Below are 22,946 nucleotides of genomic sequence, written 5' to 3' on the forward strand. Positions count from 1 at the left end.
GAGAAGGGCGCTGAACCTCAGCTTAGATGCTGGGGGCGGGGGCCGCTTTGCGGCACAGCGCGACACAAGGCCGCCCCTGCAAGGGGCGCGCATGCCTGGGCAAAACAAAACCCCTTGAAGCGCAAGCCTCAAGGGGTTTGTGTGTGCTGCAGGTTACCGCTTAGACGTTGAAGCGGAAGTGCATCACGTCGCCATCTTTGACGATGTAATCCTTGCCTTCCAGACGCCACTTACCGGCTTCCTTGGCACCGGCTTCACCCTTGAACTGGATGAAGTCGTCATAGGCCACCACTTCAGCGCGGATGAAGCCTTTTTCGAAGTCGGTGTGGATAACGCCGGCTGCCTGCGGGGCAGTGGCACCGACGCGTACGGTCCAGGCGCGTACTTCCTGCACGCCGGCAGTGAAGTAGGTCTGCAGGTTCAGCAGCTCGTAACCGGCGCGGATCACGCGGTTCAGGCCAGGCTCTTCCAGGCCCAGGGCCTCGAGGAACATGTCTTTCTCTTCACCGTCTTCCAGCTCGGCGATTTCCGCTTCGATCTTGTTGCACACCGGCACCACTACCGCGCCTTCTTCCTCGGCAATGGCCTTGACCACGTCCAGGTGCGGGTTGTTGTCGAAGCCGTCTTCGGCCACGTTGGCGATGTACATCACTGGCTTGCTGGTCAGTAGGTGGAAGCCACGGATGACGGCCTTTTCGTCGTCAGCCATGTGCTTCATCAGGCTGCGCGCAGGCTTGCCTTCGGTGAAGTGCGGGATCAGCTTTTCCAGAATGGCCTTTTGCGCCAAGGCTTCCTTGTCGCCGCCCTTGGCGTTGCGGGCTACCTTCTGCAGTTGCTTTTCGCAGCTGTCGAGGTCGGCGAAGATCAGTTCGAGGTCGATGATCTCGATGTCACGCTTGGGGTCGACGCTGTTGGAAACGTGGATCACGTTCTCGTCTTCGAAGCAGCGCACCACATGGGCAATGGCATCGGTCTCGCGGATGTTGGCGAGGAACTTGTTGCCAAGGCCTTCGCCTTTCGAGGCACCGGCAACCAGGCCGGCGATGTCGACGAATTCCATGGTGGTCGGCAGGATGCGGTTTGGCTTGACGATTTCAGCCAGTGCAGCCAGGCGCGCGTCGGGCATAGGCACGATGCCGCTGTTTGGCTCGATGGTGCAGAAGGGGAAATTCTCCGCCGCGATGCCAGACTTGGTCAGGGCGTTGAACAGGGTGGACTTGCCGACGTTGGGCAGGCCGACGATGCCGCAATTGAAACCCATGGGTATTCCCCTCTCTAAAGGAAATCAGGCCTTCTGGCTGTGCAGCTCGCGCATCGCCTTGGCGAAATCGCCGGCAAGCACGTCCGGCAGCACGCCGAGGGCAAAATCGATGCTGGCGTCGAGCTTCTCCTGCTCGGCGCGCGGCGCGCGGCCCAGGACGAAGTTGGAGACCAGTTTGGCGTCACCCGGGTGGCCGATGCCAAGCCGCAGGCGGTGGAAATCGTTCTGGTTGCCGAGCTGCGCGATGATGTCGCGCAGGCCGTTGTGCCCACCATGGCCGCCGCCGCGCTTGAGCTTGGCAACGCCCGGGGGCAGATCGAGTTCGTCGTGTGCCACCAGTATCGCTTCCGGCTTGATGCGGAAGAAATTGGCCAAGGCCGCTACGGACTGGCCGCTGCGGTTCATGTAGGTGGTGGGGATCAACAAACGAACGTCGTTGCCCTGATGGCTGAATTTAGCCGTCAGGCCGAAATATTTTTTGTCAGCGGTCAGCGAAACACGCTGGGCGCTGGCAATGCGTTCAACGAAAAGAGCCCCTGCGTTATGCCGGGTCTGTTCGTATTCGGGGCCGGGGTTACCCAGGCCGACGATCAACTGGATGGCGGTCACGTCAGGGGCTCTTCCTTGGAGTTGGTGGGTTACAGTGCGCGCGGCACTGTAACCCGATCAACGCCGGCGTGCGAGTGGATTACTCGGCAGCGCCTTCTGCTTCTGGAGCAACGCGTGGAGCGTGAACGTTGGCAACAGCTTTGTCATCACCGTGGGCCAGAGCGACGAACTCTACGCCTTTCGGAGCTTTCAGGTCCGACAGGTGGATGATGGTGCCGACTTCGGCGTTGGCCAGGTCAACTTCGATGAACTCAGGCAGGTCTTTGGCTTCGCAGGAAACTTCGATCTCGGACTCAACGTGGGAGATCTCGCCGCCTTTCTTGGCCGGGGCTTCTTCGTTGATGAAGTGAACCGGAACCTTGGCGGTCAGTTTCTGGCCAGCAACGACGCGAACGAAGTCGGCGTGCATGATGAAGCCTTTGGCCGGGTGGCGCTGCAGGGCCTTGACGATGACGTTTTGCTTGGCGCCGTCGACGTTCAGTTCCAGAACGTGGCTGAAGGCAGCCTCGTTGTCGAACAGCTTGGTGATTTCCTTGGCCAGGATGGTCAGGGACTGAGCGTCCTTGTTACCACCGTAGACAACGGCTGGGATGTTGGCGGAGTGACGCAGGCGGCGGCTCGCACCTTTCCCCAGGTCAGTACGCGCTTGAGCGTTCAGGGTGAATTCGGTCATTTTGTTTCTCCAAAATAGCCCCCCGAGGGCGTTTGCGACCAGCGCCAGCGGGGATGGCAAAAAAGCCCCGCCCCAACAACCAGTGTTGGGGCGGGGCGCTTTTCGTCAGCGTGTGTTCCGCTTAGCGGAACATCGCGCTGATCGATTCTTCGTTGCTGATGCGGCGTACCGCTTCAGCGACAACCGGTGCGATATCCAGCTGGCGGATACGATCACAGGCTTGAGCAGCGGCGGACAGCGGAACGGTGTTGGTCACCACCAGCTCGTCCAGTACCGACTTCTCGATGTTCTCGATCGCGCGGCCCGACAAAACAGGGTGCGTGCAGTAGGCGTAAACCTTGGCAGCGCCGTGCTCTTTCAGGGCTTTGGCCGCGTGGCACAGGGTGCCGGCGGTGTCGACCATGTCGTCTACCAGGATGCAGGTGCGCCCTTCGACGTCGCCGATGATGTGCATAACCTCGGAGTGGTTAGCCTTCTCGCGGCGTTTGTCGATGATACCCAGATCGACGCCCAGGGACTTGGCGACAGCGCGTGCGCGCACGACACCACCGATGTCCGGGGAAACGATCATCAGGTTCTCGAAACGCTGGTCTTCGATGTCGTCAACCAGTACGGGCGAGCCGTAGATGTTGTCGACGGGGATATCGAAGAAGCCTTGGATCTGGTCAGCGTGCAGGTCAACGGTGAGTACACGGTCGATACCTACGACAGTGAGCATGTCAGCAACGACTTTGGCGCTGATGGCTACACGTGCCGAACGCGGACGGCGGTCCTGGCGGGCATATCCGAAGTAGGGAATCACGGCGGTGATTCGGGATGCTGAGGAGCGGCGGAAGGCGTCGGCCATCACTACCAGTTCCATCAGGTTATCGTTGGTCGGGGCGCAGGTCGGCTGAATAATGAAAACGTCTTTACCGCGAACATTTTCATTGATCTCAGTACTGATCTCGCCGTCGGAGAATTTACCGACAGAGACGTCACCGAGAGGGATATGCAGCTGACGTACGACACGCCGAGCCAGATCGGGGTTAGCGTTCCCCGTAAAGACCATCATCTTGGACACGCGCAGTACCTGAAGGCTGAGGGTATACCTGGATGAGTATAAGGAAAATGGCAGGGGCGGCTGGATTCGAACCAACGCATGGCAGGATCAAAACCTGCTGCCTTACCGCTTGGCGACGCCCCTGTATCTGTTGCTGCGAACGCTCATGCGCTCGACTTCTTGACCAGACTTTGCAGCTTGCGATGCAACATCGAAACATTGCTTCCTTTCGCCACAAACCCTGTTTGGGTCGCTGAAAGAAGGGCCAGAACTTTATCAGCTTCGGCTTTGCTTGGGAAGGCCCCAAACACACAACTTCCAGTGCCGGTTAGTCGAGCCTCAGTGAATTTTCCCAGTGAATTCAACGCATTGCGAACTTCCGGGTAATTCTGCTCTACCACCGGTTGGCAGTCATTTCGACTGTTTCCCTCGGGAACGGGGCGCATCTTAAGGGGGAGTGAATCACGTGTCAACTGCGGATGTGAAAAAATTTCTACTGTACTGACAGACACTTGCGGCACCAGCACGACATACCAGGGTTCGATCGGGTCGACCGGGGTCAGTTGCTCCCCTACACCTTGCGCGAACGCCGCGTGGCCGCGTACGAACACCGGCACATCGGCGCCCAGGCTCAGACCCAGTGCGGCCAAGCGGTCTTCGTCCCAGTCCAGTTGCCACAGGTGGGCGAGGGCCAGCAGGGTGGTCGCGGCGTCCGAGCTGCCGCCGCCGATACCTCCGCCCATGGGCAGTACCTTGTTCAGCCAGATGTCGGCGCCGAGTGTGGTGCCCGATTGTGCTTGCAGCATGCGCGCGGCCCGCACGATCAGGTTGCTGTCGTGGGGGACTGCCTCGATCTCGGAGTGCAAGTGGATCACGCCATCGTCACGCAGGGCGAAGCTCAGTTCGTCGCCGTGGTCGAGAAACTGGAACACCGTTTCCAGCTCGTGGTAGCCATCCGCGCGGCGGCCGATGATGTGCAGCCACAGGTTGAGCTTGGCCGGGGCGGGCAGGGTGAGCTTGTGCATGAGATCAGTGCCCCAGCTGGCGTGGCTGCCAGTCCTTGACCACCAGGGTCACGTCCAGGTCCTTGCCGTGCAGCTTCAGGCGCTCGGGCAACCAGTAGCCGTTCTGTTCGGTATAGCTCAGGTACTTCACCTGCCAGCCATCCTGGTCCAGGCTGGCCAGACGGCTGTCGCCGTCCAGGGTCAGCTTGCTCTTGCTGTCGGGGGCGGGCAGGCCGCGGACCCACCAGACCAGGTGCGAAACCGGCAGTTGCCAGCCCAGTTGCTCTTCCAGCAATGCTTCAGGGCTGGCGGCTTCGTAGCGGCCCTGATTGGCCACTTCCAGTACGACGCCACCCGGGCGGCCGGTCAGGCGTGCGGCGCCCCGCCCCAGCGGGCCGGCCAGGCGAATGTCGTAGTAGTCCTGACGTTGCAGCCAGAACAGCGTACCGCTGCCGGAATCGCGCGGGGCGCGGATGCCGACCTTGCCGTTGATCTGCCAGCCATCGAGGCTGCTCAACTGCTCTTTGTGGGCGCGCCACTGCTGCGGGTCGCCGTGGCCTTGCAGGGCCTCGCGGCTACCGAAGCCGGCACAGCCGGCCAGCAGGGCGATCAAGGAAAAGGTGATGCAATGGCGCAGGAACATGGCGTTAAAGAGTCTCGGATCCGGTCAGGCGCAAGAGGGTCTTGCGCAGGATAGGGCTATCGGCCTGGGCTTCGAAGCCTTTGGCCCATACATGGCGAGCTTCGCGGCGCTTGCCGTTGGCCCACAGCACTTCGCCCAGGTGGGCGGCCACTTCGTGGTCGGGGAAGTTGGCAAAGGCCTGGCGCAGGTAGGTTTCAGCTACCTCGAGGTTGCCCAGGCGATAGTTGACCCAACCCAGGCTGTCGAGCACTGCCGGGTCATCGGGGGTCAGTTGGTGGGCCTTGTCGATCAGCGCTTTGGCTTCGGCATAGCGGGTGGTGCGGTCGGCCAGGGTGTAGCCCAAGGCGTTCAGGGCCATTGCGTTTTCTGGCTCGCGGGCGATGATGGCGCGCAGGTCTTTTTCCATTTGCGTCAGATCGTTGCGCTTCTCGGCCAGCATGGCGCGGGTGTAAAGCAGGTTAAGGTCGTCCGGGTAGCGTTTGATGGCTTGCTGCAGCACCTGGTTGGCCTGGGCGTCCTTGTTGTTGTTGCTGTAGCTTTCCGATTCGATCAGGAATAGCTGAATGGCGTAGTCTGGCTGGGCTTCGCGCGCTTCGGCGAGCAGGCGCGAGGCATCGCTGCCGCGGCCGTTGGCGATCAGGATGTCGGCCTGGCGCAGCTGTGCCGGCAGGTAGTCCGGGCCTGGGCCGACCAGGGCGTATTCACGCAGAGCGCCAACCGGGTCGTGGCGCTCCTCGTGGATGCGGCCCAGGTTCAGGTGCGCGGCGTCAACGTAGCTGTCGCGCTCGACCAGCTCCTGCAAGTAGCCTTCGGCTTCATCCCAGTCTTTGTTCTCCAGGCACACCAGCGCCAGCGAGTAGCGCAATTCGTCATCATCGGGGTATTGCTGGACCAGGCTGATGAACTCGCCTTTGGCATCGGCGATACGGTCCTGTTCGACCAGGGTGCGAGCGTAGGTCAGGCGCAGGCGTTTGTCGTCCGGGTTGTCGCGAATTGCACCGCGCAGCAGTGGCAGTGCCTCCGGACCACGGTCCAAGGCCTGCAGCAGACGGGCGCGCAGCAGGATCGGGGCGACTTCGCCGTTTTGTGGCGGGTGCGACTCGAGCAGTTCCAAGGCTTCTTCGGTCTTGCCGTCCTGGTTCAGCAGCAGGGCCTTGCCGAATATCAGCTGGCTGTTGTCGGGGTATTTCACCAGCAGGCGTTCGAAACTTTGTAGCAGGCCGTCGCGGGTGCCCGAGTCAGTTTCCGCTGCGGACAGGGCGAGGAAGTCGAAGTGGGTGTCGCCCTGGCCCTGCAGTACCTTTTCCATGTAGGTCATGGACTCGTCATAGCGACCGGCGCGGGCCAGCTGAATGGCGGCGGCGCGCTGGGCGTCGAGGTTCTGCGGATCGTTGCGCGCCCAGACCAGCGCATTCTCCAGTGACGGCTCGTCGGCGCCGAGGTACTCGGCAATGCGGTAGGCGCGCTCGGAAACCCCGGGGTCCTGGGTTTTTGCCGCCTGATCGGTGTAGTTGGCCAGGGCAATGTCGAAACGGTTGCGCTGGCCGGCCAGCTCTGCCACCAACAGGCTATAGAGTGTGTCCTGCTTGAACGAGCCATACACGACGGGCTTTTCCGCCTCGCCCTTGCCAGCTTCGGCGACGGGAGGCTCGGCCTTTTGCGGGGCCAGGCTCTGGCAGCCCTGGAGCAGGGCGAAGGCAAGCAGCAATGCGTATGGTTTGTTCATAGAAAAGGCTTATAGGAGGACTCACCGGCGGTCGGAGCATGATGACACAAGCGCGGGGGCAAACCCACCTGCGAAGGTCGTGGTTTACAGGCTGGGTGGTGCTAAGTAGGACAGCGGGGTGGGGGAGAGGTTCGAGGGGGCTTCTGACGCAATGACCCAACCCCTGCCTGTATATTTTACGTCCCTGGAAGCAGGAAATGGGAGAGCACAAGCGCCATGAGAAGCGTAATGTGCGGAGTTAGGGGCTGTTCCCGTTTCACATGGGTAGCCAAAGAAAGGCGCAGGCCATGGCCACTGCGCTTTCATAATTCCGCTTGAGCTTGTCGAAGCGCGATGCGGCCGCCCGCTAGGGATTCTCCGATCAAGTCAGCACAGGCCATCTGACCTGTGCTGAAATAGCCCTCCGTCCAACTGCCTTCTACAAGTCCGCCATCCCATGAGTCAGATGAGTTTTTCCGATTTCGAGTACGCCGGCAAGCGCAAGCAAACCCGTCGCGAGCGTTTCCTGGCCGAGATGGAACAGGTGGTTCCGTGGAGTGGACTGGTGGCGTTGATCGAGCCTCACTACCCAAAGGCTGGCGGTGGCCGCAAGCCTTATCCTCTGGAAACCATGCTGCGCATTCACCTGCTGCAGAATTGGTTCTCTTTGAGCGATCCCGCCATGGAAGAGGCGCTGTACGAGATCACTTCGATGCGCCAGTTCGCTCGTCTGACGCTCAGCGCTCCGATCCCCGAAGACACGACGATCATGAACTTCCGGCACCTGCTGGAGAAGCATCAGTTGGCAGCCGGCATTCTGGAAACCATCAACAATTACCTGCAAGACAAGGGCCTGTCGTTGCGCCAGGGCACCATTGTCGATGCGACCATCATCCACGCGCCCAGTTCGACCAAGAACAAGGAAGGCAAGCGCGATCCTGAAATGCATCAAACGAAGAAGGGCAACCAGTACTGTGTGTCACGAACACAGGTCGTATGACCTGTGATGCTGTACCGAAGATGGAAGTAGGCCTTCCGAAGTCGGCTTGCAGGAGCAGGCTTCAAACCACCCGGTGCTGCTGCATCCAAAAGGTGCGGTGGTGAGCGACCGAGGAAAAGTCATCCCATGATGATGGCAGGTGAGTATGGAGAAGATGAGCGAGAGCAAACCGTCCGATGACGCATCGTTATTCCCTAAAGTGCTGTCGAAACTGAGGTTGAGTATTGGCTTCAGGACGAGTTGGGGCGTTACCTGCTTACGGCCCCAGTGGCAGCCGGTGTAAAGGCGGCATGATCTTCATACAGGCTTGGGTACGGAACGTGAGAACCTTGTTCCAGATGCAAAGGAAAATGACAAATGGCTAAAACCATGAGGAAGAATACCAATGCTGGAATAAGGGGCGGAGCCTCCTGTAGTAGTGATGAAGGCTTTGTAATGAAGCTGGAGCGAAGGGGAGGCGTTATCCTGTCAACGAACGCCGCCAACCTCAGGGGATGAGCGGTGTGAGTTCGAACAAACCTTACAACATAGCGAAGCGCGTGATATGGGAGGCCTATCAGCAGGTCAGAACCAACCGGGGAACTGCTGGAATCGACGATGAGACCATTGCCGATTTTGAGCGGAACCTGCCGAAGAATCTTTACAAGCTATGGAATCGAATGTCGTCGGGGTCTTATTTCCCGCCGCCGGTCAAGGCTGTTGAGATACCGAAGGCATCGGGGGGTATACGCAGGTTGGGAGTGCCGACGGTCAGCGACCGTATCGCACAAACTGTAGTCAAACTCCTCATCGAGCCAAAGCTGGATGCGCTTTTCCATCCGGACTCATATGGATACCGACCAGGACGTTCAGCCAAACAGGCCATAGCGATCACACGCGAACGCTGCTGGCGATACGACTGGGTGGTGGAGTTTGATATCAAGGCGGCTTTCGATCACATTGATCATGAACTGCTGATGAAAGCGGTGCGAACCCATATCAAAGAGGATTGGATACTGCTGTACATCGAACGATGGCTGGTTGCTCCATTCGAGGCAGCAGATGGCGTTCGCATTCAACGCGAACGTGGCACCCCGCAAGGCGGCGTGATCAGTCCCATGTTGATGAATCTGTTCATGCATTACGCCTTTGACGCATGGATGCAACGAAATAGCCCAAACTGTCCTTTTGCCCGGTATGCCGATGATGCGGTAGTGCATTGTCGTAGCCAGAGGCAAGCAGAACACGTGATGCGTTCAATCGCTTCACGTCTAGCGGTTTGTGGCCTCACGATGCATCCCGAGAAATCGAAAATCGTGTACTGCAAGGACAGCAATCGACGCGCAGGGTATCCGCATGTGAGCTTTACCTTCCTTGGTTTCACTTTTAGACCTAGGAAGGCAATCGGCCAGCAGAACAAGCTTTTCACCAGCTTCCTTCCGGGAGTCAGTGCGCAAGCGTTGAAGCGGATGCGGCGAGCAGTGCGCGAGTGGCGGGTCAGCCGCCAAACTCATGTGACGCTGGCTGCTGTGGCTCGGCTTTACAACCCAGTGATACAAGGTTGGTGGCAGTACTATGGCGCGTTCTATCGGACGGCCATGCTTGGTATCTTTCGACATATCGATAGCGCGCTCAAGCGTTGGGCCGGTCGTAAGTACAAAATACTTCACGGGCGCAAGCGGCGTATATCTAAATGGTTGGACACGGTGCATAAGGCTGCCCCTCGACTGTTTTATCACTGGCAAGTAACCGAGCAACAGGTTGGATAACGGGAGCCGTATGACGCGAGAGTGTCACGTACGGTTCTGCGAGCGGCTACGGGGGCAGTTCCTGTGGCCGACTCACCATTTCGGCATGAAGGCCCACATCGGCGCGGATGCTGAATCGGGTCTGGTGCATCACGTTCATGGCACTGCCGCGAACGTAGCTGACGTGACGGAGGTCGCTCAGCTATTGCATGGCGAAGAGAATGTCGTGTGTGCGGATGCGGGTTACACAGGCGTGGAAAAGCGGCCAGAACACGAGGGACGGCAGGTGATATGGCAGGTCGCTGCCCGCCGCAGCACCTACAAACACTTGAGCAAACGCAGCGTGCTCTACCAAGCCAAGCGCAAGATCGAAAAGGCCAAGGCGCAAGTGCGTGCGAAGGTGGAGCACCCGTTCCGGGTGATCAAACGCCAGTCCGGCTATGTAAAGACTCGTTTTCGCGGCTTGGCCAAGAACACGGCGCAACTGACCACGCTGTTTGCCCTGTCGAATCTGTGGATGGTGCGCCGGCAATTATTGCCTGCTGCGGGAGAGGTGCGCCCGTGAGTCCAGATAACCAAGGCTTTGCCTTGGTTATCCAATAATCAGCGACTGAAAAGCGGGCTTTTCGGCATCCCTAAGCCGCCCATTTCCGACTGATGAGCAACTTGTTCGGAGTTTCCCTAGTGGCAATAGTACCACCGTAGCTTGCTGCTATCCCTCCCCCGGCGACACGGCCTGTCAAGGAAGATCCATGGACGTATTTAGCTCTTCTACACTAATTATCGCGGCCAGCGGTACAGGCTTTTGTAGGAAATATCCCCTTGTTACGTTACCACGTCAGGTTTCGATTCGGGGCAAGTCGTATCGGCATGAAGTCATAGATAATGCGACAGCATCAGTGCAATGAACAAGGTGATGTGAATAACCCATAGGGTTAACAAAATGCGCTTTTCGCGGAGGGGGAAATTTTTTATTTCCTCAATATCAGCGTAACCCCTGTAAATGAAGATTTTGGGTAGGGCCAACAGTGTTGCAATCTGACCGGTTCTTATTGTTTTGCCCAAGAGTCCGGCGTGCTGGTAATTTTTGATGTTGTCAGATACGAGGCGAGAGGTGGGCAGGAAAGATTCAAAATGCTCGGTGTATTTGTGTGAAATAATAATTTGCGCGCTAGCGGCAATTAGCATTGCTGTAATCAGGATCAGCGCGATCAGTCCTGGCTCTATGTTAGTCATTTTGAGAGCTCGTGATACAAAAAGTCACCTAATACCTCGCCTTTTTCTCCTGCGAAATCACCGGCTAACTTCGCCCCGGCAGCGCCACCGATGACCGCGCAGGTGAGTGCCCCTAGTCCGGCAGTCCCTACTCCTAGTGCCGCACATACTGCGGGTGCAACAATACTCCCTCCTAGGTAACCGCCTACAGCGCTACCAGCCAGACCTCCAGCTAATGATGCAGAGTTTACATATGCAGCTCGCTGGCATTCGCTTTCTCTGCCCAGAATACAAGCCTGGCGAATCTCTAGCCCCGTCGCTGCTACGTCAAGCGCTATGCCAATATAGGTTCCTTTTTTGATCAGGTTGGCAGCCTTGCCCACCCCGGCAACCTTATCCGCATACCCCGCAATTTCACCCGTGTGCAAATAGCTTTTCGTAGAAATGGCCAGTGTCCTCTTGATCGATCCCTTGTTGCGCAATCCAGCGCCGAACCCCGCCAGCTGGCCCAACTGTTCGTCAAGTTTCGAGAACAGTGCCGCACGCTTGGCATAAAACTGGTCGCGGGCATTGAGCGTCCCTGAGCCCAGATGCTCCCTGTGCAATTTCTCGATTTCCAGCAATGTGCCCTCAATTGCTTTCAGATGCTTGCTCCAGCCATCGCTAACCACGCCTGCACCCATTGACGCGTGGGCGAGCAAGCTCTTCAACAGTTCGAAGTTCTCCAGAAAAAACTCATCGGCACCTTGCCCGCTGCGCATCAGCCCCATATGGGTCACGGCAGCTTTCGACATCAGATACGCCTCCTGACTGGTGCAGGAAGGCGTGGACCAGTCACCGACGATCACCAGTTCGCCGCCTCTGACCACGCTGTTGAAAATGTGCGAATTGAGGATGTCAAACTTGCTGGCCGAGTGCCGGGTCAGCGCGAGACCGGCCTTGAGCGTGTGGTAGTTTTGCATCCGGGGGTTGATGAACGCACGGGCTTCAGACATGGCGACCCCTCATGCGTACTTCTTGTTACCGATCCGGTCCCACCCGCCAGCAATGTTGCCGCCGCCGGAGCCGTCGGTGCGTTTTTGCTGGGTATAGGTGGTCTTGATTCGGCCGTAGTCGAGCTGAACCACCTCGATCGGCACGCCATCGGCGGCGCTCTGGGTGTAGTCGGCGATGATCACTTCTTCGAGAATGATTTCGTAATACTTGAGCTTGTCGCCGCCCGCGCGGCACAGCGCGAGTTTCACTTCCTTGAAATGCTGGCCTGCACAACTGGCCTCCATCAGTTTGCAACTGGCGCTGTCGAGAAACTTAGTGAAGGTGAAGTTGCTGGCTGCGGTGCGGCCAGAGCTGGCGCCGCCGGCGGAGGTGCTTTGGCTTACACCGAAGTCATAACCGGTCACTTCAATCCACTTGCTGTACTTTTCGTCCAAGGCTTCGCCTGGGATATCGCTGATTTGCAAATACGCGTCAAAAGCCATGTTTACCGCTCCTTGGCAAGAATGTGGGTACGGAATATTGATGTGACGACGGGACTTACCCCGTCAGTGATTGGCAAGGCTAGGCGCGGAAAGGGGGGAGGGCAACAGCTGGGCATATATTTGGGAAATGGACTACAAGCTAGTGGATAAGTCCTCTGGAAATATTTAGGAGTTTTCTCGCTTTGGTCGGCTTAGTTGGCCTGGGCGATATTGAAACTGGCCGGCCAATTTCGCGACCAGCAGGCTATCGATCGTGTCTTTATTGAATGAACCATGCATTACGGTTTTTCCAACTTGCTCTTGCTCTTGCTCTTGCTCTTGCTCTTGCTCTTGCTCTTGCTCTTGCTCTTGCTCTTGCTCTTGCTCTTGCTCTTGCTCTTGCTTTTGCTTCTAAGCGCGCGATAGTTCAGGCGACGCAGATTGCGACTTCAGGAGGCCGAGCGCAGGGCTTGCGGAGGGAGGTGACGGGCATGGATGCCCGTCAAGCGCTGGGCCCCAGGATGGGGCCTGCAGCGCGGTCCTCCCGTGAGCAAGTCCGGAGCGAGGGGACCCCGGAGCGCAGCGTAGGGGCCGGATGATGGGAGCCGACGGTTTTGGTTACTTTGGCCACGACCAAAGTAACCCGCCGGAAGGGCGGAAAGGTGACTACGCGCCACCTTCGCGAATGAATACCTACTTGATGTGGATGCTCACATCCAAGAAGCAAGAAGCAAGAAGCAAGAAGCAAGAAGCAAGAAGCGAAGTGGTCTGTTTTGACTCGGCGAACCGTCATTTGCGATGGCGACGCTGACTCACCTTTTCGCAAAAGGCTTAAGGCAGTTAGCTCTGTAGCCAGCTTCTTGGCGTCCGTTGTCACGGGGCAAGCCCACCAAAAAACGCTGCGCTCCCATCATCCGCCCCCTGCGCTGCGCTCCGGGGTCCCCTCTCTCCGGCCTCCTGAAGTCGCGAAGATCAAAAGCGGGAGTGAAACCTGAAATCGACGCTGATGCTCGGCCGCGAGCGGCGATAGCCGCAGGACTATCAGCACAATAGCGAACGGTGGTTGTCCTGAAACCTGCGAAAGAGGACAATTATCGGCTTCCCGTCACAACCAGCGACCTTGCATGGCCTTTCTTGCACTTGGTATCAACCATAAGACTGCCTCGGTAGACGTACGCGAGCGCGTGGCGTTTACCCCAGAGCAGCTGGTAGACGCCCTGCAGCAGCTCTGCCGACTGACGTCCAGCCGCGAGGCGGCGATCCTGTCGACCTGCAACCGCAGTGAGCTTTATATAGAGCAGGACCACCTGTCCGCCGACGCCGTGCTGCAGTGGCTGGCCGACTATCACCGCCTCAGCCTCGACGAGCTGCGCGCCAGCGCCTACGTGCATGAAGAGCACGACGCCGTGAAGCACATGATGCGTGTGGCTTCGGGCCTGGACTCGCTGGTTCTGGGCGAGCCTCAGATCCTGGGCCAGATGAAGTCCGCCTACGCCGTGGCCCGCGAAGCCGGTACCGTCGGGCCGTTGCTTGGGCGCCTGTTCCAGGCCACCTTCAGCGCCGCCAAGCAGGTGCGTACCGATACGGCCATCGGTGAAAACCCGGTTTCGGTTGCGTTCGCCGCGGTCAGCCTGGCCAAGCAGATTTTCGCCGACCTGGGCCGCAGCCAGGCCCTGCTGATCGGTGCCGGCGAAACCATCACCCTGGTCGCCCGCCACCTGCACGAGCAGGGCGTACGCCGTATCGTGGTGGCCAACCGCACCCTGGAGCGCGCCAGCATCCTGGCCGAGCAGTTCGGTGCGCATGCCGTGCTGCTGGCAGACATTCCACAGGAACTGGCCAACAGTGACATCGTGATCAGTTCCACCGCCAGTCAGTTGCCGATTCTGGGCAAGGGCGCGGTCGAGAGTGCACTGAAACAGCGCCGACACAAGCCGATTTTCATGGTCGACATCGCTGTACCTCGCGATATCGAAACCGAAGTCGGCGAGCTGGATGATGTCTACCTGTACACCGTCGACGACCTGCACGATGTAGTGGCAGAAAACCTCAAGAGCCGCCAGGGTGCAGCTCAGGCGGCCGAAGAGCTGGTATCCGTGGGCGCCGAAGACTTCATGCTGCGCCTGCGCGAACTGGCTGCAGTGGACGTGCTCAGGGCCTATCGCCAGCAAAGTGAGCGCCTTCGCGACGAAGAACTGCAAAAGGCCCTGCGCCTGCTGGCCAATGGCGGCAACCCCGAAGACGTGCTGGCCCAACTGGCCCGGGGCCTGACCAACAAACTCCTGCATGCGCCCAGCGTGCAGCTGAAAAAGCTCTCGGCCGAGGGCCGCCTCGATGCGCTGGCCATGGCCCAGGAACTCTTTGCCCTCAACGAGGGCTCCACGGACAAATCCCCGCAATGAAAGCGTCGCTGCTGAACAAACTGGAAATCCTCCAGGACCGTTTTGAAGAACTCACCGCCCTGCTCGGTGACGCCGAGGTTATTTCCGACCAGACGCGTTTTCGCGCCTACTCACGTGAGTATGCCGAGGTCGAGCCGGTTTACGCTGCCTATAAAGAGTGGCGTAAAGTCCAGGACGACCTCGAAGGCGCCCAGGCGCTGCTCAAGGACAGTGACCCGGACCTGCGCGAAATGGCCGTGGAAGAGGTGCGTGAAGCCAAGGAGCAACTGCTGACGCTGGAGGCGCAACTGCAGCGCATGCTGCTGCCCAAAGACCCCAACGACGGCCGCAACGTGTTTCTCGAAATCCGCGCCGGTACGGGTGGCGACGAGGCAGCCATCTTCTCTGGTGACCTGTTCCGCATGTACTCGCGCTACGCCGAAAAGCGCGGCTGGCGCCTGGAGATCTTGTCCGAGAACGAAGGCGAGCACGGCGGCTACAAGGAAATCATTGCCCGCGTCGAGGGCGAGAACGTCTACGGCAAGCTCAAGTTCGAGTCCGGTGCGCACCGGGTTCAGCGTGTGCCCGAGACCGAGTCCCAAGGCCGTGTCCACACTTCCGCATGCACGGTGGCGGTGCTACCCGAGCCGGACGAGCAGGCTGCCATCGAAATCAACCCGGCCGACCTGCGCGTGGATACCTACCGTGCCTCCGGTGCCGGCGGCCAGCACGTCAACAAGACCGACTCGGCGATCCGCATCACCCACTTGCCCACCGGTATCGTGGTCGAATGCCAGGAGGAGCGCTCGCAGCACAAGAACCGCGCCCGTGCCATGTCCTGGCTGTCGGCCAAGCTGAACGACATGCAGACCAGTGCCGCGCAGAACGCCATTGCCAGTGAGCGCAAGCTGTTGGTGGGTTCCGGTGACCGCTCCGAGCGCATCCGCACCTACAATTACCCACAGGGCCGGGTGACCGATCACCGCATCAACCTGACCTTGTATTCGCTGGACGACATCCTCAGCGGTGGCGTAGACGCGGTGATCGAACCGCTGCTGGCCGAATACCAGGCCGATCAACTGGCCGCCTTGGGGGACTGATGACTGTCATCGCCAGCCTGTTGCGCAACGCGCAGTTGCCCGAATCGCCCACTGAGCGCCTGGATGCCGAACTGCTGCTGGCTGCGGCCATCGGTAAATCGCGCAGCTACCTGCATACCTGGCCCGAGCGTATTGTCAGCAGCGAAGATGCCGAGACCTATGCCGGCTACCTGAAGCGCCGCCGGGGCGGCGAGCCAGTGGCCTATATCCTTGGGCTGCAGGGCTTCTGGAAGATCGACCTGGAGGTTGCCCCGCATACCCTGATCCCGCGGCCGGATACCGAGCTGCTGGTCGAGACGGCCCTTGAGCTGCAACCCGCTTCGCCAGCCAAGGTTCTCGACCTGGGTACCGGTACGGGTGCCATCGCTCTGGCGCTGGCCAGCGAGCGCCCGGCCTGGCAGGTGACAGCGGTTGACCGGGTGGAGGAGGCTGCCGCCCTCGCCGAGCGCAACCGCCAGCGGTTAGGCCTGGCCAACGCTCGGGTAAGGCTAAGCCACTGGTTCGACAGCCTGGCCGGGGAGCGTTTTGACCTCATTGTCAGCAACCCGCCCTACATCGCCGCTGAAGACCCGCACCTTGTGGCCGGCGACGTGCGCTTCGAACCCAGCAGTGCCCTGGTGGCCGGTGCCGATGGCCTGGACGACCTTCGTGTGATCGCCACCCAGGCCCCAGCGCACCTGTTGCCAGGTGGCTGGCTACTGCTGGAACATGGCTACGATCAGGCGGCAGCGGTACGCGCTCTGCTGGCTGAACATGGCTTTATCGAGGTGGCCAGCCGCACGGACCTGGGCGGCCATGAACGCATTACCCTGGGGCGACTGCCATGCTGAGTGATCAGGAACTGCTGCGTTACAGCCGCCAGGTGCTGCTGGCTCAGATCGACATCGATGGCCAACTGCGGCTCAAGCAGAGCAAAGCGCTGATTGTCGGGCTGGGTGGCTTGGGCTCGCCAGTGGCCCTTTACCTGGCCGCGGCCGGAGTGGGTGAGCTGCACCTGGCCGACTTCGACACCGTCGACCTGACCAACCTGCAACGCCAGGTAATCCACGACAGTGCCAGCGTCGGCATGAGCAAGGTCGACTCGGCCTTGCAGCGCTTGCAGGCAATCAACCCGGAAGTCAGCCTGGTTGCTCACCGCCAGGCACTGGACGAGGACTCGCTGGCGGCTGCGGTGGCGGCGGTCGACCTGGTGCTGGACTGCTCCGACAATTTCTCAACCCGCGAGGCGGTCAACGCTGCCTGTTTCGCCGCTGGCAAGCCGCTGGTCAGCGGTGCGGCCATCCGTCTGGAAGGTCAACTGTCGGTGTTCGACCCGCGGCGCGACTACAGCCCGTGCTACCACTGCCTGTACGGGCATGGTAGCGAAGCTGAACTGACGTGCAGCGAAGCTGGCGTCATTGGCCCTCTGGTGGGGCTGGTGGGTAGCCTGCAGGCGCTGGAGGCGATGAAGCTGCTGGCTGGCTTCGGTGAGCCGTTGGTCGGCCGCTTGCTGTTGATCGATGCCCTCGGCACCCGTATCCGCGAGCTTCGTGTCAAGCGCGACCCGGCTTGCACGGTCTGTGGCAAGCGCGATGGCTGAGCGCTCGGCGCCGGTCGGCGTCATGGACTCGGGGGTTGGCGGTTTGTCGGTGCTGGCCGAGATCCAGCGCCTGCTGCCCAACGAGACGTTGCTGTATGTGGCCGACTGCGGGCATATACCCTACGGTGAGAAGTCGGCGGACTATATCCGCGAGCGCTGCCGGCACATTGCCGGGTTCTTCCATGAACAAGGCGCAAAGGCCATGGTGTTGGCCTGCAACACCGCCACGGTGGCGGCAGTGGCCGACCTGCGTGAGCTGTATCCGACCTGGCCGTTGGTGGGCATGGAGCCGGCCGTGAAGCCTGCTGCGGCCGCCACCCGCTCGGGCGTGGTCGGTGTGCTGGCCACTACCGGTACTCTGCAGAGTGCCAAGTTCGCAGCCTTGCTCGACCGCTTCGCCAACGACGTACAGGTTATTACCCAGCCTTGCCCGGGGCTGGTCGAGCTGATCGAAACCGGTGACCTTGCAAGTCCGGCGTTGCGCCAGATGCTGCAAGGTTACGTGCAGCCGCTGCTGGCAGCAGGGTGCGATACGCTGATCCTCGGCTGCACCCATTACCCTTTCCTTCGCCCATTGCTGTCCGGCATGGTGCCGGACGACGTGGCGATTATCGACACCGGTGCGGCCGTGGCGCGTCAATTGCGACGACTGCTGGGTGGCAATGATCTGTTGGCCGAAGGCCCAGCCGGCGCTGCACGCTTCTGGACAAGCGCTGATCCCGAAACCTTAAGAAAAATCCTACCTGTGCTGTGGCATAAGTCCGACGATGTGCAAAGCTTTGCGTTGTGAAAAAAACGTGAAGAACGGCTGAACTATCGTTCCACTTCTGCTTTCTACCGCTTTGCCTGAGATGAGGCGGACACTAACAACAGCATCAGGAAGGATGTTTCTTATGAGGAAACTGCTCGGCTTGGCAGCGGCTGCTGCCTTTGTTATGGGTCAAGCGATGTCGGCACAAGCTGCCGACGCTTCGTTTTCGGTGGGGCAGACCGGTGATTCGACCATGGTATATCGTCTGGGGTTGCAATCGAACTGGGACGCGAGCTGGTGGCAGACCAGCGTTGGCCGGCTGACCGGCTATTGGGATGGGGCCTACACCTACTGGGATGGCGACGAGACCGCGAGCAATCACAGCCTGTCCTTCGCACCAGTGTTCGTCTATGAGTTTGCCGGGGAGTCGGTGAAGCCTTACATCGAAGCGGGGATCGGGGTGGCGGCATTCTCCAGCACCGAGCTGGAAAGCAACGAGCTGGGTTCGGCTTTCCAGTTCGAGGACCGCATCGGCTTTGGTTTGCGCTTTGCCGGCGGGCATGAGATTGGGGTGCGGGCGATTCACTACTCGAACGCCGGCATCAAAGAGCCCAATGATGGCGTAGAAAGCTACAGCCTGCATTACCGAATGGCGCTCTGAGTTCACCAGCATTCACCCCTTCGCGGGCAATGCCCGCGAAGACGGTAGTGCTGATTTCAGGTGTTAGCGCGTCAGCGGCCACAGGCTACTGACGTCCAGAGTCTCCAGAATCAGTTCCGGCTCTCGCTGAGGCCACCGCCGCAATAACTCCTCAGCGGCACTGCCGGGCGTCCACGCCTCCGGTATCGCCTGTGCCGACGTTACCGTTACCTTCAGCGATTGTGGCCCAACAATGGTCAGTGCTACCCCTTGCTCCTCAAGGGCCTTGCGCTGCTCACGCAGCCATTGCGGCAAGTTGTTCCAGCCCGCAGTCACCTGTGTCGGTGCAAACAGTTGCAATGCCGAATAGCGATTGAAAAGCGCCATCACCTGGGGCGACTGCCCCTTTGCCAGCAACGGCAGCGCTTTGCTCAGGCAATGCTCTGCGGCCAGCTGGTTGGTGGTGATGATCGCTTCGATCAGCTCACTGTCACTGACATTGTCTGGCAGGTAATCGGTGGTGCCGGTGTTGAGGATCAGCCCGTCCAGCGAACACCAGGCATGGCAAATCTGTTGGCACGCATCGGTGACGTGTTGTTCTTCATGCAACTGCCACGGCAAACGCAACAATTGGCTGCCGTAGCGTGACCCCAAATCATCCAGTGCATCGCTATCCTTGCCACTCGCGGCAACGCGATGTCCTTCATCGAGCATCCGCTCCACCAAAGCCAAGCCAAGTCCGTTGCTTGCGCCTGTAACCCAAAAACTACGCGAGTTAATCAAGACGTTATCCCCTGATTCTGCCGGCGTGGCAGCCCTTTGAATGCTTCCAGGGCCCGCTGGCGACTGCTGCTGAGATCTACGATTGGACTTAGGTACGAAGTATTACCGAAAAGGTCCGTCGATTTAATGGGGTGATGGATGGCTTTTTCATCGAGCTCCCGTAGTTCCGGTACCCAGTGCCGAATGAACTGCCCCTGTGGATCGAAGCGCTGCGACTGTGAAACCGGATTGAAGATGCGGAAATAGGGCACCGCGTCGGTGCCGGTGGACGCACTCCACTGCCAACCCCCGTTGTTGGCGGCCAGGTCGCCGTCTATCAGGTGGCGCATGAAGTGCCGCTCGCCTTTGCGCCAGTCAATCAGCAGGTTCTTGCTGAGGAACATGGCCACGACCATGCGCAAGCGGTTGTGCATCCACCCGGTGTGCAGCAGTTGGCGCATGGCGGCATCGATGATCGGGAAGCCGGTGCGGCCCTGCTCCCAGGCCTCCAGGTCTGCCGGAGCGTCACGCCAGGGCAGGGCTTCGGTCTGGGCGCGGAAGGCACGATGGCGCGAGACCTGTGGATAACCGCTGAGGATGTGCTTGTAGAACTCGCGCCAGAGTAGCTCGTTGATCCAGGTCTGCACGCCCGTGCTACCACTGTCGAACTCGCCCCGGTTGCCGGCCAGTGCACCGTGCAAGCATTGGCGGGGCGAAATCACGCCGGCGGCCAGGTAGGGGGAAAGCTGGCTGGTGCCGGGCTTGGCAGGTATGTCGCGCAAGTGGTGGTAGTCGTCGATGGTTTCGTCGAGGAAGCGTGACAGACGGGACTGTGCCTCAGCTTCACCGGCTGGCCAGTGGTCGCGCAGTGCGTGCGTGGTTTTTCCGAAGCCCTCTACATATTGCGGGACCGGGTCGCTGTCGATGTTCAACGGTGCCTGGCGCTTCACCCGTCGTGCCAGGGCCGGCAGGCTGCGGTGCAGATGCTCCAGGCAGGTTCTCTTGAACTGGCTGAACACCTGGAAGTAATCGCCACTGCGAGTCAGTAGGGTGCCCGGACGGAAGAACAGCTGGTCGAGGTAACTGTGCGCCTGGATGCCCGACTTTTCCAGCAGTGCCCGGGTGGCATCATCCCGGCGCTGCTCATTGATGCCGTACTCCTCGTTCCAGTGCACGCTTTGCACCTGATGTTGGCGGCAGACATCGAGCACCGCCTGTGGCGCCTGGTCCCAAGTCTCAATTCTACGGATCAGCAGGGGTATGTTCAGCTTTTCCAGTGATTGGCGCAGGTCATGCAGGTTACGCAGCCAGAAGTCGACTTTGCAGTCGGCATCATCATGGGCTTGCCATTGTCCGGGGCTGACCAGCCACAGGGCGATGGTCGGGCCGCGCTCGGTGGAGGCGCTGAGTGCAGTGTTGTCATCGATACGCAGGTCGCTGCGCAGCCAGGTCAGGTGCATGGGGGATTTATCTCTACAGGCTGTCGATCAAGGGCTTGAAGCGCGCGCAATGCCGCCTGCGGGGTGTCGAACAGGAAAAGGTCGGGCAGCTCAAAAGCCTTCAAGCGGGCTTCATGCAGCGCTAGCGTGGTACCGCCCAGTAGTTTGGGGACCGGCAAGCCTTGCAGGGTGCGCTGCAACGCCTTGTCGTCGATGCGTGGCCCCAGGTGCAGGAGCAAGGCGCGTGGTTTCAGCGCGTTGACGGCGCTTAGCAACTGCGAGCCTGCGACGGGCTGCTCGAGCACTTCCACCGGGAAGCCGTTGCTGGTAAGCAGCCAGGCGCACAACCATAGGCCTGGGCTGAAGGTGCGTTCGCTGTCTTCGGCCAGCAATACTGCAGGACCTTGCAGCAGCTGGTTGTCGTGGTACACGCGGGCACCGAGCTTGCTGCGCAGCCAACTGTGAAAAAACACCTGCTCCAGCCGAGCGTTGAAGTAATTGCGCCAGCGCAGGTCGAGCATGTCGAGTAGCGGCAGCAGCAATTGCTCGCACAGGGTGACTGCCGGGTACAGCGCCATGGCCTGGTTGAGTTGCTGGTCGAGGGCGCGCTGTGAAAGGCTGGCGATGGCTTCGATCAGCTGGAATTGCCGGGCTTGCCAGTCACCCTTCGGTGGGGTGCTGGTGGGTTTGTCGAGCAACTCGCGGACTTGGCCGACCGACGCGCCACGCTGCAGCCAGGCCAGGACGGCCTCGACGCGTTCGACCTGCTCAAGTGGGTACAGGCGATGCCCCTTGGCAGTGCGCTGTGGTTTGAGCAACCCATAACGGCGTTCCCAGGCGCGCAGGGTGACCGGGTTCACGCCAGTGCGACGGGCCAGTTCGCCGATGGGCAGCAAGTCCTCAGACCGCATTGCGCAAGCCCAGGCTCTCGGGGTGAGGCTGCAGGTAGGCTTGTTGCTGCAGGTAGGGGTCTGGGTGCTTGCGCAAATGGTGTTTGAGCAAGGTCAGTGGCACTACCAGTGGTACCACGCCTTGTTGGTATTGGCCGATGACTGCCTGCAACTCGGCCTTGTCCTGCTGCGTCAGGGCATCCTTGAAGTAACCGCTCAGGTGCTGCAGCACGTTGCTGTGGGTGCCGCGGCTGGCGCAGCGGCGCAGGGCCTGCATCAGCTGGCTGAAATAGCGCTGGCCGATGCTCTGTGGTTCGTCATCCTTGCTCATGCTGCCAAGCAGGCGGCCGAGGGTGCGATAGGCCTGAGGGTTGTTGGCCATCAGCAAATACTTGTAGCGCGAATGGAAGCGCACCAGAGCGCCACGGTTCAGGCCCTCGGCCAGCAGGCGCTGCCAGTCGGCGTAGGCGTAAACGCGGCTTATGAAATTCTCGCGCAGCACAGGGTCATGCAGGCGGCCTTCTTCTTCAACTGGCAGGTCCGGGCGCAATGCGCAGAAAGCCTGGGCATAGACGCCACGGCCGCCATGCACGGCCGGGTGGCCATTGTCCTGATAAACCTTTACCCGTTCCAGGCCGCAAGAAGGAGACTTCTGCATGAAGATGTAGCCACAGATGTCGTCAAGTTCGTCGGCCATCTGCTCGCCATAGGTGCGCAGCGGGTCGGTCAGGTCTTTGCCGGGGTCACGGGTGCCGAGCACTTCGGGCTGCTCGGGGTTGCCGACCAGCCGAATCGGGTCGCGCGGAACGCCCAGGCCGATTGCCACTTCCGGACACACGGGTAACCAGTCGAAGTGATGCTCCAGCTGTTTACGGCACAGGTCGGAGGCCTTGTGGCCGCCGTTATAGCGCACGCTGTGCCCGGTCAGGCAGGCGCTGATGGCGATACGCGGCTTGCTGTGGGCTGAAGGGTCGTGCATGGCTGCCTCCGAAAATAAACCTGTACGCGACTAAAAACTTGTACAGGTTTATTTCAGCACAGCGCTGAAGTTATGCAAACTAGTATTTT

20 protein-coding genes, 1 tRNA gene and 4 pseudogenes are annotated in these 22,946 nt (G+C 60.0%); 9 read left to right on the plus strand and 16 right to left on the minus strand.

The genetic code is table 11. The features are described 5' to 3' along the window. Window positions 1-160 precede the first annotated feature (160 nt). The 9 genes and pseudogenes from ychF to ACF8EF_RS22390 form a co-directional block, all read right to left on the minus strand. Entirely contained in the window at window positions 161-1,261 is a 1,101-nt protein-coding gene (gene ychF, locus ACF8EF_RS22350) for a redox-regulated ATPase YchF (protein ID WP_021784760.1), read from the minus strand. Between the two features lie 24 nt (window positions 1,262-1,285). Then, window positions 1,286-1,870 (minus strand): aminoacyl-tRNA hydrolase, encoded by a 585-nt coding sequence (gene pth / locus ACF8EF_RS22355; protein WP_012270476.1) that lies wholly within the window; start codon window positions 1,868-1,870, stop codon window positions 1,286-1,288. A 79-nt stretch (window positions 1,871-1,949) separates the two neighbouring features. After that, window positions 1,950-2,543 (minus strand): 50S ribosomal protein L25/general stress protein Ctc, encoded by a 594-nt coding sequence (locus ACF8EF_RS22360; RefSeq protein WP_176684957.1) that lies wholly within the window; start codon window positions 2,541-2,543, stop codon window positions 1,950-1,952. A gap of 121 nt (window positions 2,544-2,664) precedes the next feature. Next, a complete protein-coding gene (locus ACF8EF_RS22365; RefSeq protein WP_003247410.1) occupies window positions 2,665-3,606 on the minus strand; it encodes a ribose-phosphate pyrophosphokinase in 942 nt (313 codons plus the stop codon). Between the two features lie 48 nt (window positions 3,607-3,654). After that, a tRNA-Gln gene (locus ACF8EF_RS22370) sits at window positions 3,655-3,729 on the minus strand. A gap of 20 nt (window positions 3,730-3,749) precedes the next feature. Continuing rightward, window positions 3,750-4,610: a 4-(cytidine 5'-diphospho)-2-C-methyl-D-erythritol kinase gene (ispE, locus tag ACF8EF_RS22375; protein WP_176684958.1), complete on the minus strand. Its 861-nt coding sequence runs from the start codon at window positions 4,608-4,610 to the stop codon at window positions 3,750-3,752. Window positions 4,611-4,614: 4 nt separating this feature from the next. After that, window positions 4,615-5,232, minus strand: a complete 618-nt coding sequence (lolB, locus tag ACF8EF_RS22380) for a lipoprotein insertase outer membrane protein LolB (protein WP_176684959.1) — start codon at window positions 5,230-5,232, stop codon at window positions 4,615-4,617. A 4-nt stretch (window positions 5,233-5,236) separates the two neighbouring features. After that, window positions 5,237-6,958: a tetratricopeptide repeat protein gene (locus tag ACF8EF_RS22385; protein ID WP_176684960.1), complete on the minus strand. Its 1,722-nt coding sequence runs from the start codon at window positions 6,956-6,958 to the stop codon at window positions 5,237-5,239. Between the two features lie 256 nt (window positions 6,959-7,214). Next, window positions 7,215-7,304 (minus strand): annotated as a pseudogene (locus tag ACF8EF_RS22390) (IS5/IS1182 family transposase); the annotation flags it as partial. A gap of 90 nt (window positions 7,305-7,394) precedes the next feature. Here ACF8EF_RS22390 and ACF8EF_RS22395 point away from each other — a divergent pair. The 3 pseudogenes from ACF8EF_RS22395 to ACF8EF_RS22405 form a co-directional block, all read left to right on the plus strand. Further along, window positions 7,395-7,910, plus strand: a pseudogene (locus tag ACF8EF_RS22395) (IS5-like element IS2000 family transposase); the annotation flags it as partial. A gap of 521 nt (window positions 7,911-8,431) precedes the next feature. Beyond that, window positions 8,432-9,699 (plus strand): annotated as a pseudogene (gene ltrA, locus ACF8EF_RS22400) (group II intron reverse transcriptase/maturase). A gap of 59 nt (window positions 9,700-9,758) precedes the next feature. After that, window positions 9,759-10,229 (plus strand): annotated as a pseudogene (locus tag ACF8EF_RS22405) (IS5-like element IS2000 family transposase); the annotation flags it as partial. A gap of 311 nt (window positions 10,230-10,540) precedes the next feature. Here ACF8EF_RS22405 and ACF8EF_RS22410 read toward each other — a convergent pair. From ACF8EF_RS22410 to ACF8EF_RS22420, 3 genes are read right to left on the minus strand one after another with little or no spacing between them, the layout of a single operon-like run. After that, entirely contained in the window at window positions 10,541-10,900 is a 360-nt protein-coding gene (locus ACF8EF_RS22410) for a hypothetical protein (RefSeq protein WP_103463252.1), read from the minus strand. Further along, window positions 10,897-11,874: a hypothetical protein gene (locus ACF8EF_RS22415; protein WP_176684962.1), complete on the minus strand. Its 978-nt coding sequence runs from the start codon at window positions 11,872-11,874 to the stop codon at window positions 10,897-10,899. The genes ACF8EF_RS22410 and ACF8EF_RS22415 overlap by 4 nt, the downstream gene beginning before the upstream one ends. Window positions 11,875-11,883: 9 nt before the next feature. Continuing rightward, a complete protein-coding gene (locus tag ACF8EF_RS22420; RefSeq protein WP_176684963.1) occupies window positions 11,884-12,357 on the minus strand; it encodes a type VI secretion system tube protein Hcp in 474 nt (157 codons plus the stop codon). Between the two features lie 1,103 nt (window positions 12,358-13,460). On the opposite strand from ACF8EF_RS22420, the gene hemA reads away from it, so the two are divergent. From hemA to ACF8EF_RS22450, 6 genes are all read left to right on the plus strand, one after another. Continuing rightward, window positions 13,461-14,738: a glutamyl-tRNA reductase gene (gene hemA / locus ACF8EF_RS22425; protein WP_176684964.1), complete on the plus strand. Its 1,278-nt coding sequence runs from the start codon at window positions 13,461-13,463 to the stop codon at window positions 14,736-14,738. After that, entirely contained in the window at window positions 14,735-15,817 is a 1,083-nt protein-coding gene (prfA, locus tag ACF8EF_RS22430; RefSeq protein ID WP_003247392.1) for a peptide chain release factor 1, read from the plus strand. Before hemA ends, prfA begins: the two co-directional genes overlap by 4 nt. After that, window positions 15,817-16,647: a peptide chain release factor N(5)-glutamine methyltransferase gene (gene prmC, locus ACF8EF_RS22435; protein ID WP_176684965.1), complete on the plus strand. Its 831-nt coding sequence runs from the start codon at window positions 15,817-15,819 to the stop codon at window positions 16,645-16,647. Before prfA ends, prmC begins: the two co-directional genes overlap by 1 nt. Further along, window positions 16,641-17,396 (plus strand): molybdopterin-synthase adenylyltransferase MoeB, encoded by a 756-nt coding sequence (locus tag ACF8EF_RS22440; protein ID WP_176684966.1) that lies wholly within the window; start codon window positions 16,641-16,643, stop codon window positions 17,394-17,396. Before prmC ends, ACF8EF_RS22440 begins: the two co-directional genes overlap by 7 nt. Continuing rightward, entirely contained in the window at window positions 17,389-18,186 is a 798-nt protein-coding gene (gene murI / locus ACF8EF_RS22445; RefSeq protein ID WP_176684967.1) for a glutamate racemase, read from the plus strand. The genes ACF8EF_RS22440 and murI overlap by 8 nt, the downstream gene beginning before the upstream one ends. A 103-nt stretch (window positions 18,187-18,289) precedes the next feature. Then, window positions 18,290-18,808 carry an acyloxyacyl hydrolase gene (locus ACF8EF_RS22450; RefSeq protein WP_176684968.1) on the plus strand — a complete coding sequence of 173 codons (519 nt, stop codon included), beginning with the start codon at window positions 18,290-18,292 and terminating at the stop codon, window positions 18,806-18,808. Between the two features lie 63 nt (window positions 18,809-18,871). On the opposite strand, the gene ACF8EF_RS22455 is transcribed toward ACF8EF_RS22450, so the two are convergent. Genes ACF8EF_RS22455 through ACF8EF_RS22470 form a run of 4 tightly spaced genes read right to left on the minus strand, consistent with a single transcriptional unit; the run spans window position 18,872 to window position 22,857 of the window. After that, window positions 18,872-19,570, minus strand: a complete 699-nt coding sequence (locus ACF8EF_RS22455; protein WP_392461370.1) for an SDR family NAD(P)-dependent oxidoreductase — start codon at window positions 19,568-19,570, stop codon at window positions 18,872-18,874. Continuing rightward, window positions 19,567-21,009 carry a deoxyribodipyrimidine photo-lyase gene (phrB, locus tag ACF8EF_RS22460; RefSeq protein ID WP_176684970.1) on the minus strand — a complete coding sequence of 481 codons (1,443 nt, stop codon included), beginning with the start codon at window positions 21,007-21,009 and terminating at the stop codon, window positions 19,567-19,569. Before phrB ends, ACF8EF_RS22455 begins: the two co-directional genes overlap by 4 nt. Further along, window positions 21,000-21,899: a MerR family transcriptional regulator gene (locus tag ACF8EF_RS22465; protein ID WP_392461372.1), complete on the minus strand. Its 900-nt coding sequence runs from the start codon at window positions 21,897-21,899 to the stop codon at window positions 21,000-21,002. The genes phrB and ACF8EF_RS22465 overlap by 10 nt, the downstream gene beginning before the upstream one ends. Next, on the minus strand, window positions 21,889-22,857 hold the full coding sequence (locus tag ACF8EF_RS22470; RefSeq protein WP_392461374.1) for a YbgA family protein: 969 nt from the start codon (window positions 22,855-22,857) through the stop codon (window positions 21,889-21,891). Before ACF8EF_RS22470 ends, ACF8EF_RS22465 begins: the two co-directional genes overlap by 11 nt. Window positions 22,858-22,946: the final 89 nt, after the last annotated feature.

It is taken from the genome of Pseudomonas sp. zjy_15 (assembly GCF_043101865.1).
GTDB classification, from domain to species: Bacteria; Pseudomonadota; Gammaproteobacteria; order Pseudomonadales; family Pseudomonadaceae; genus Aquipseudomonas; species Aquipseudomonas putida_Y.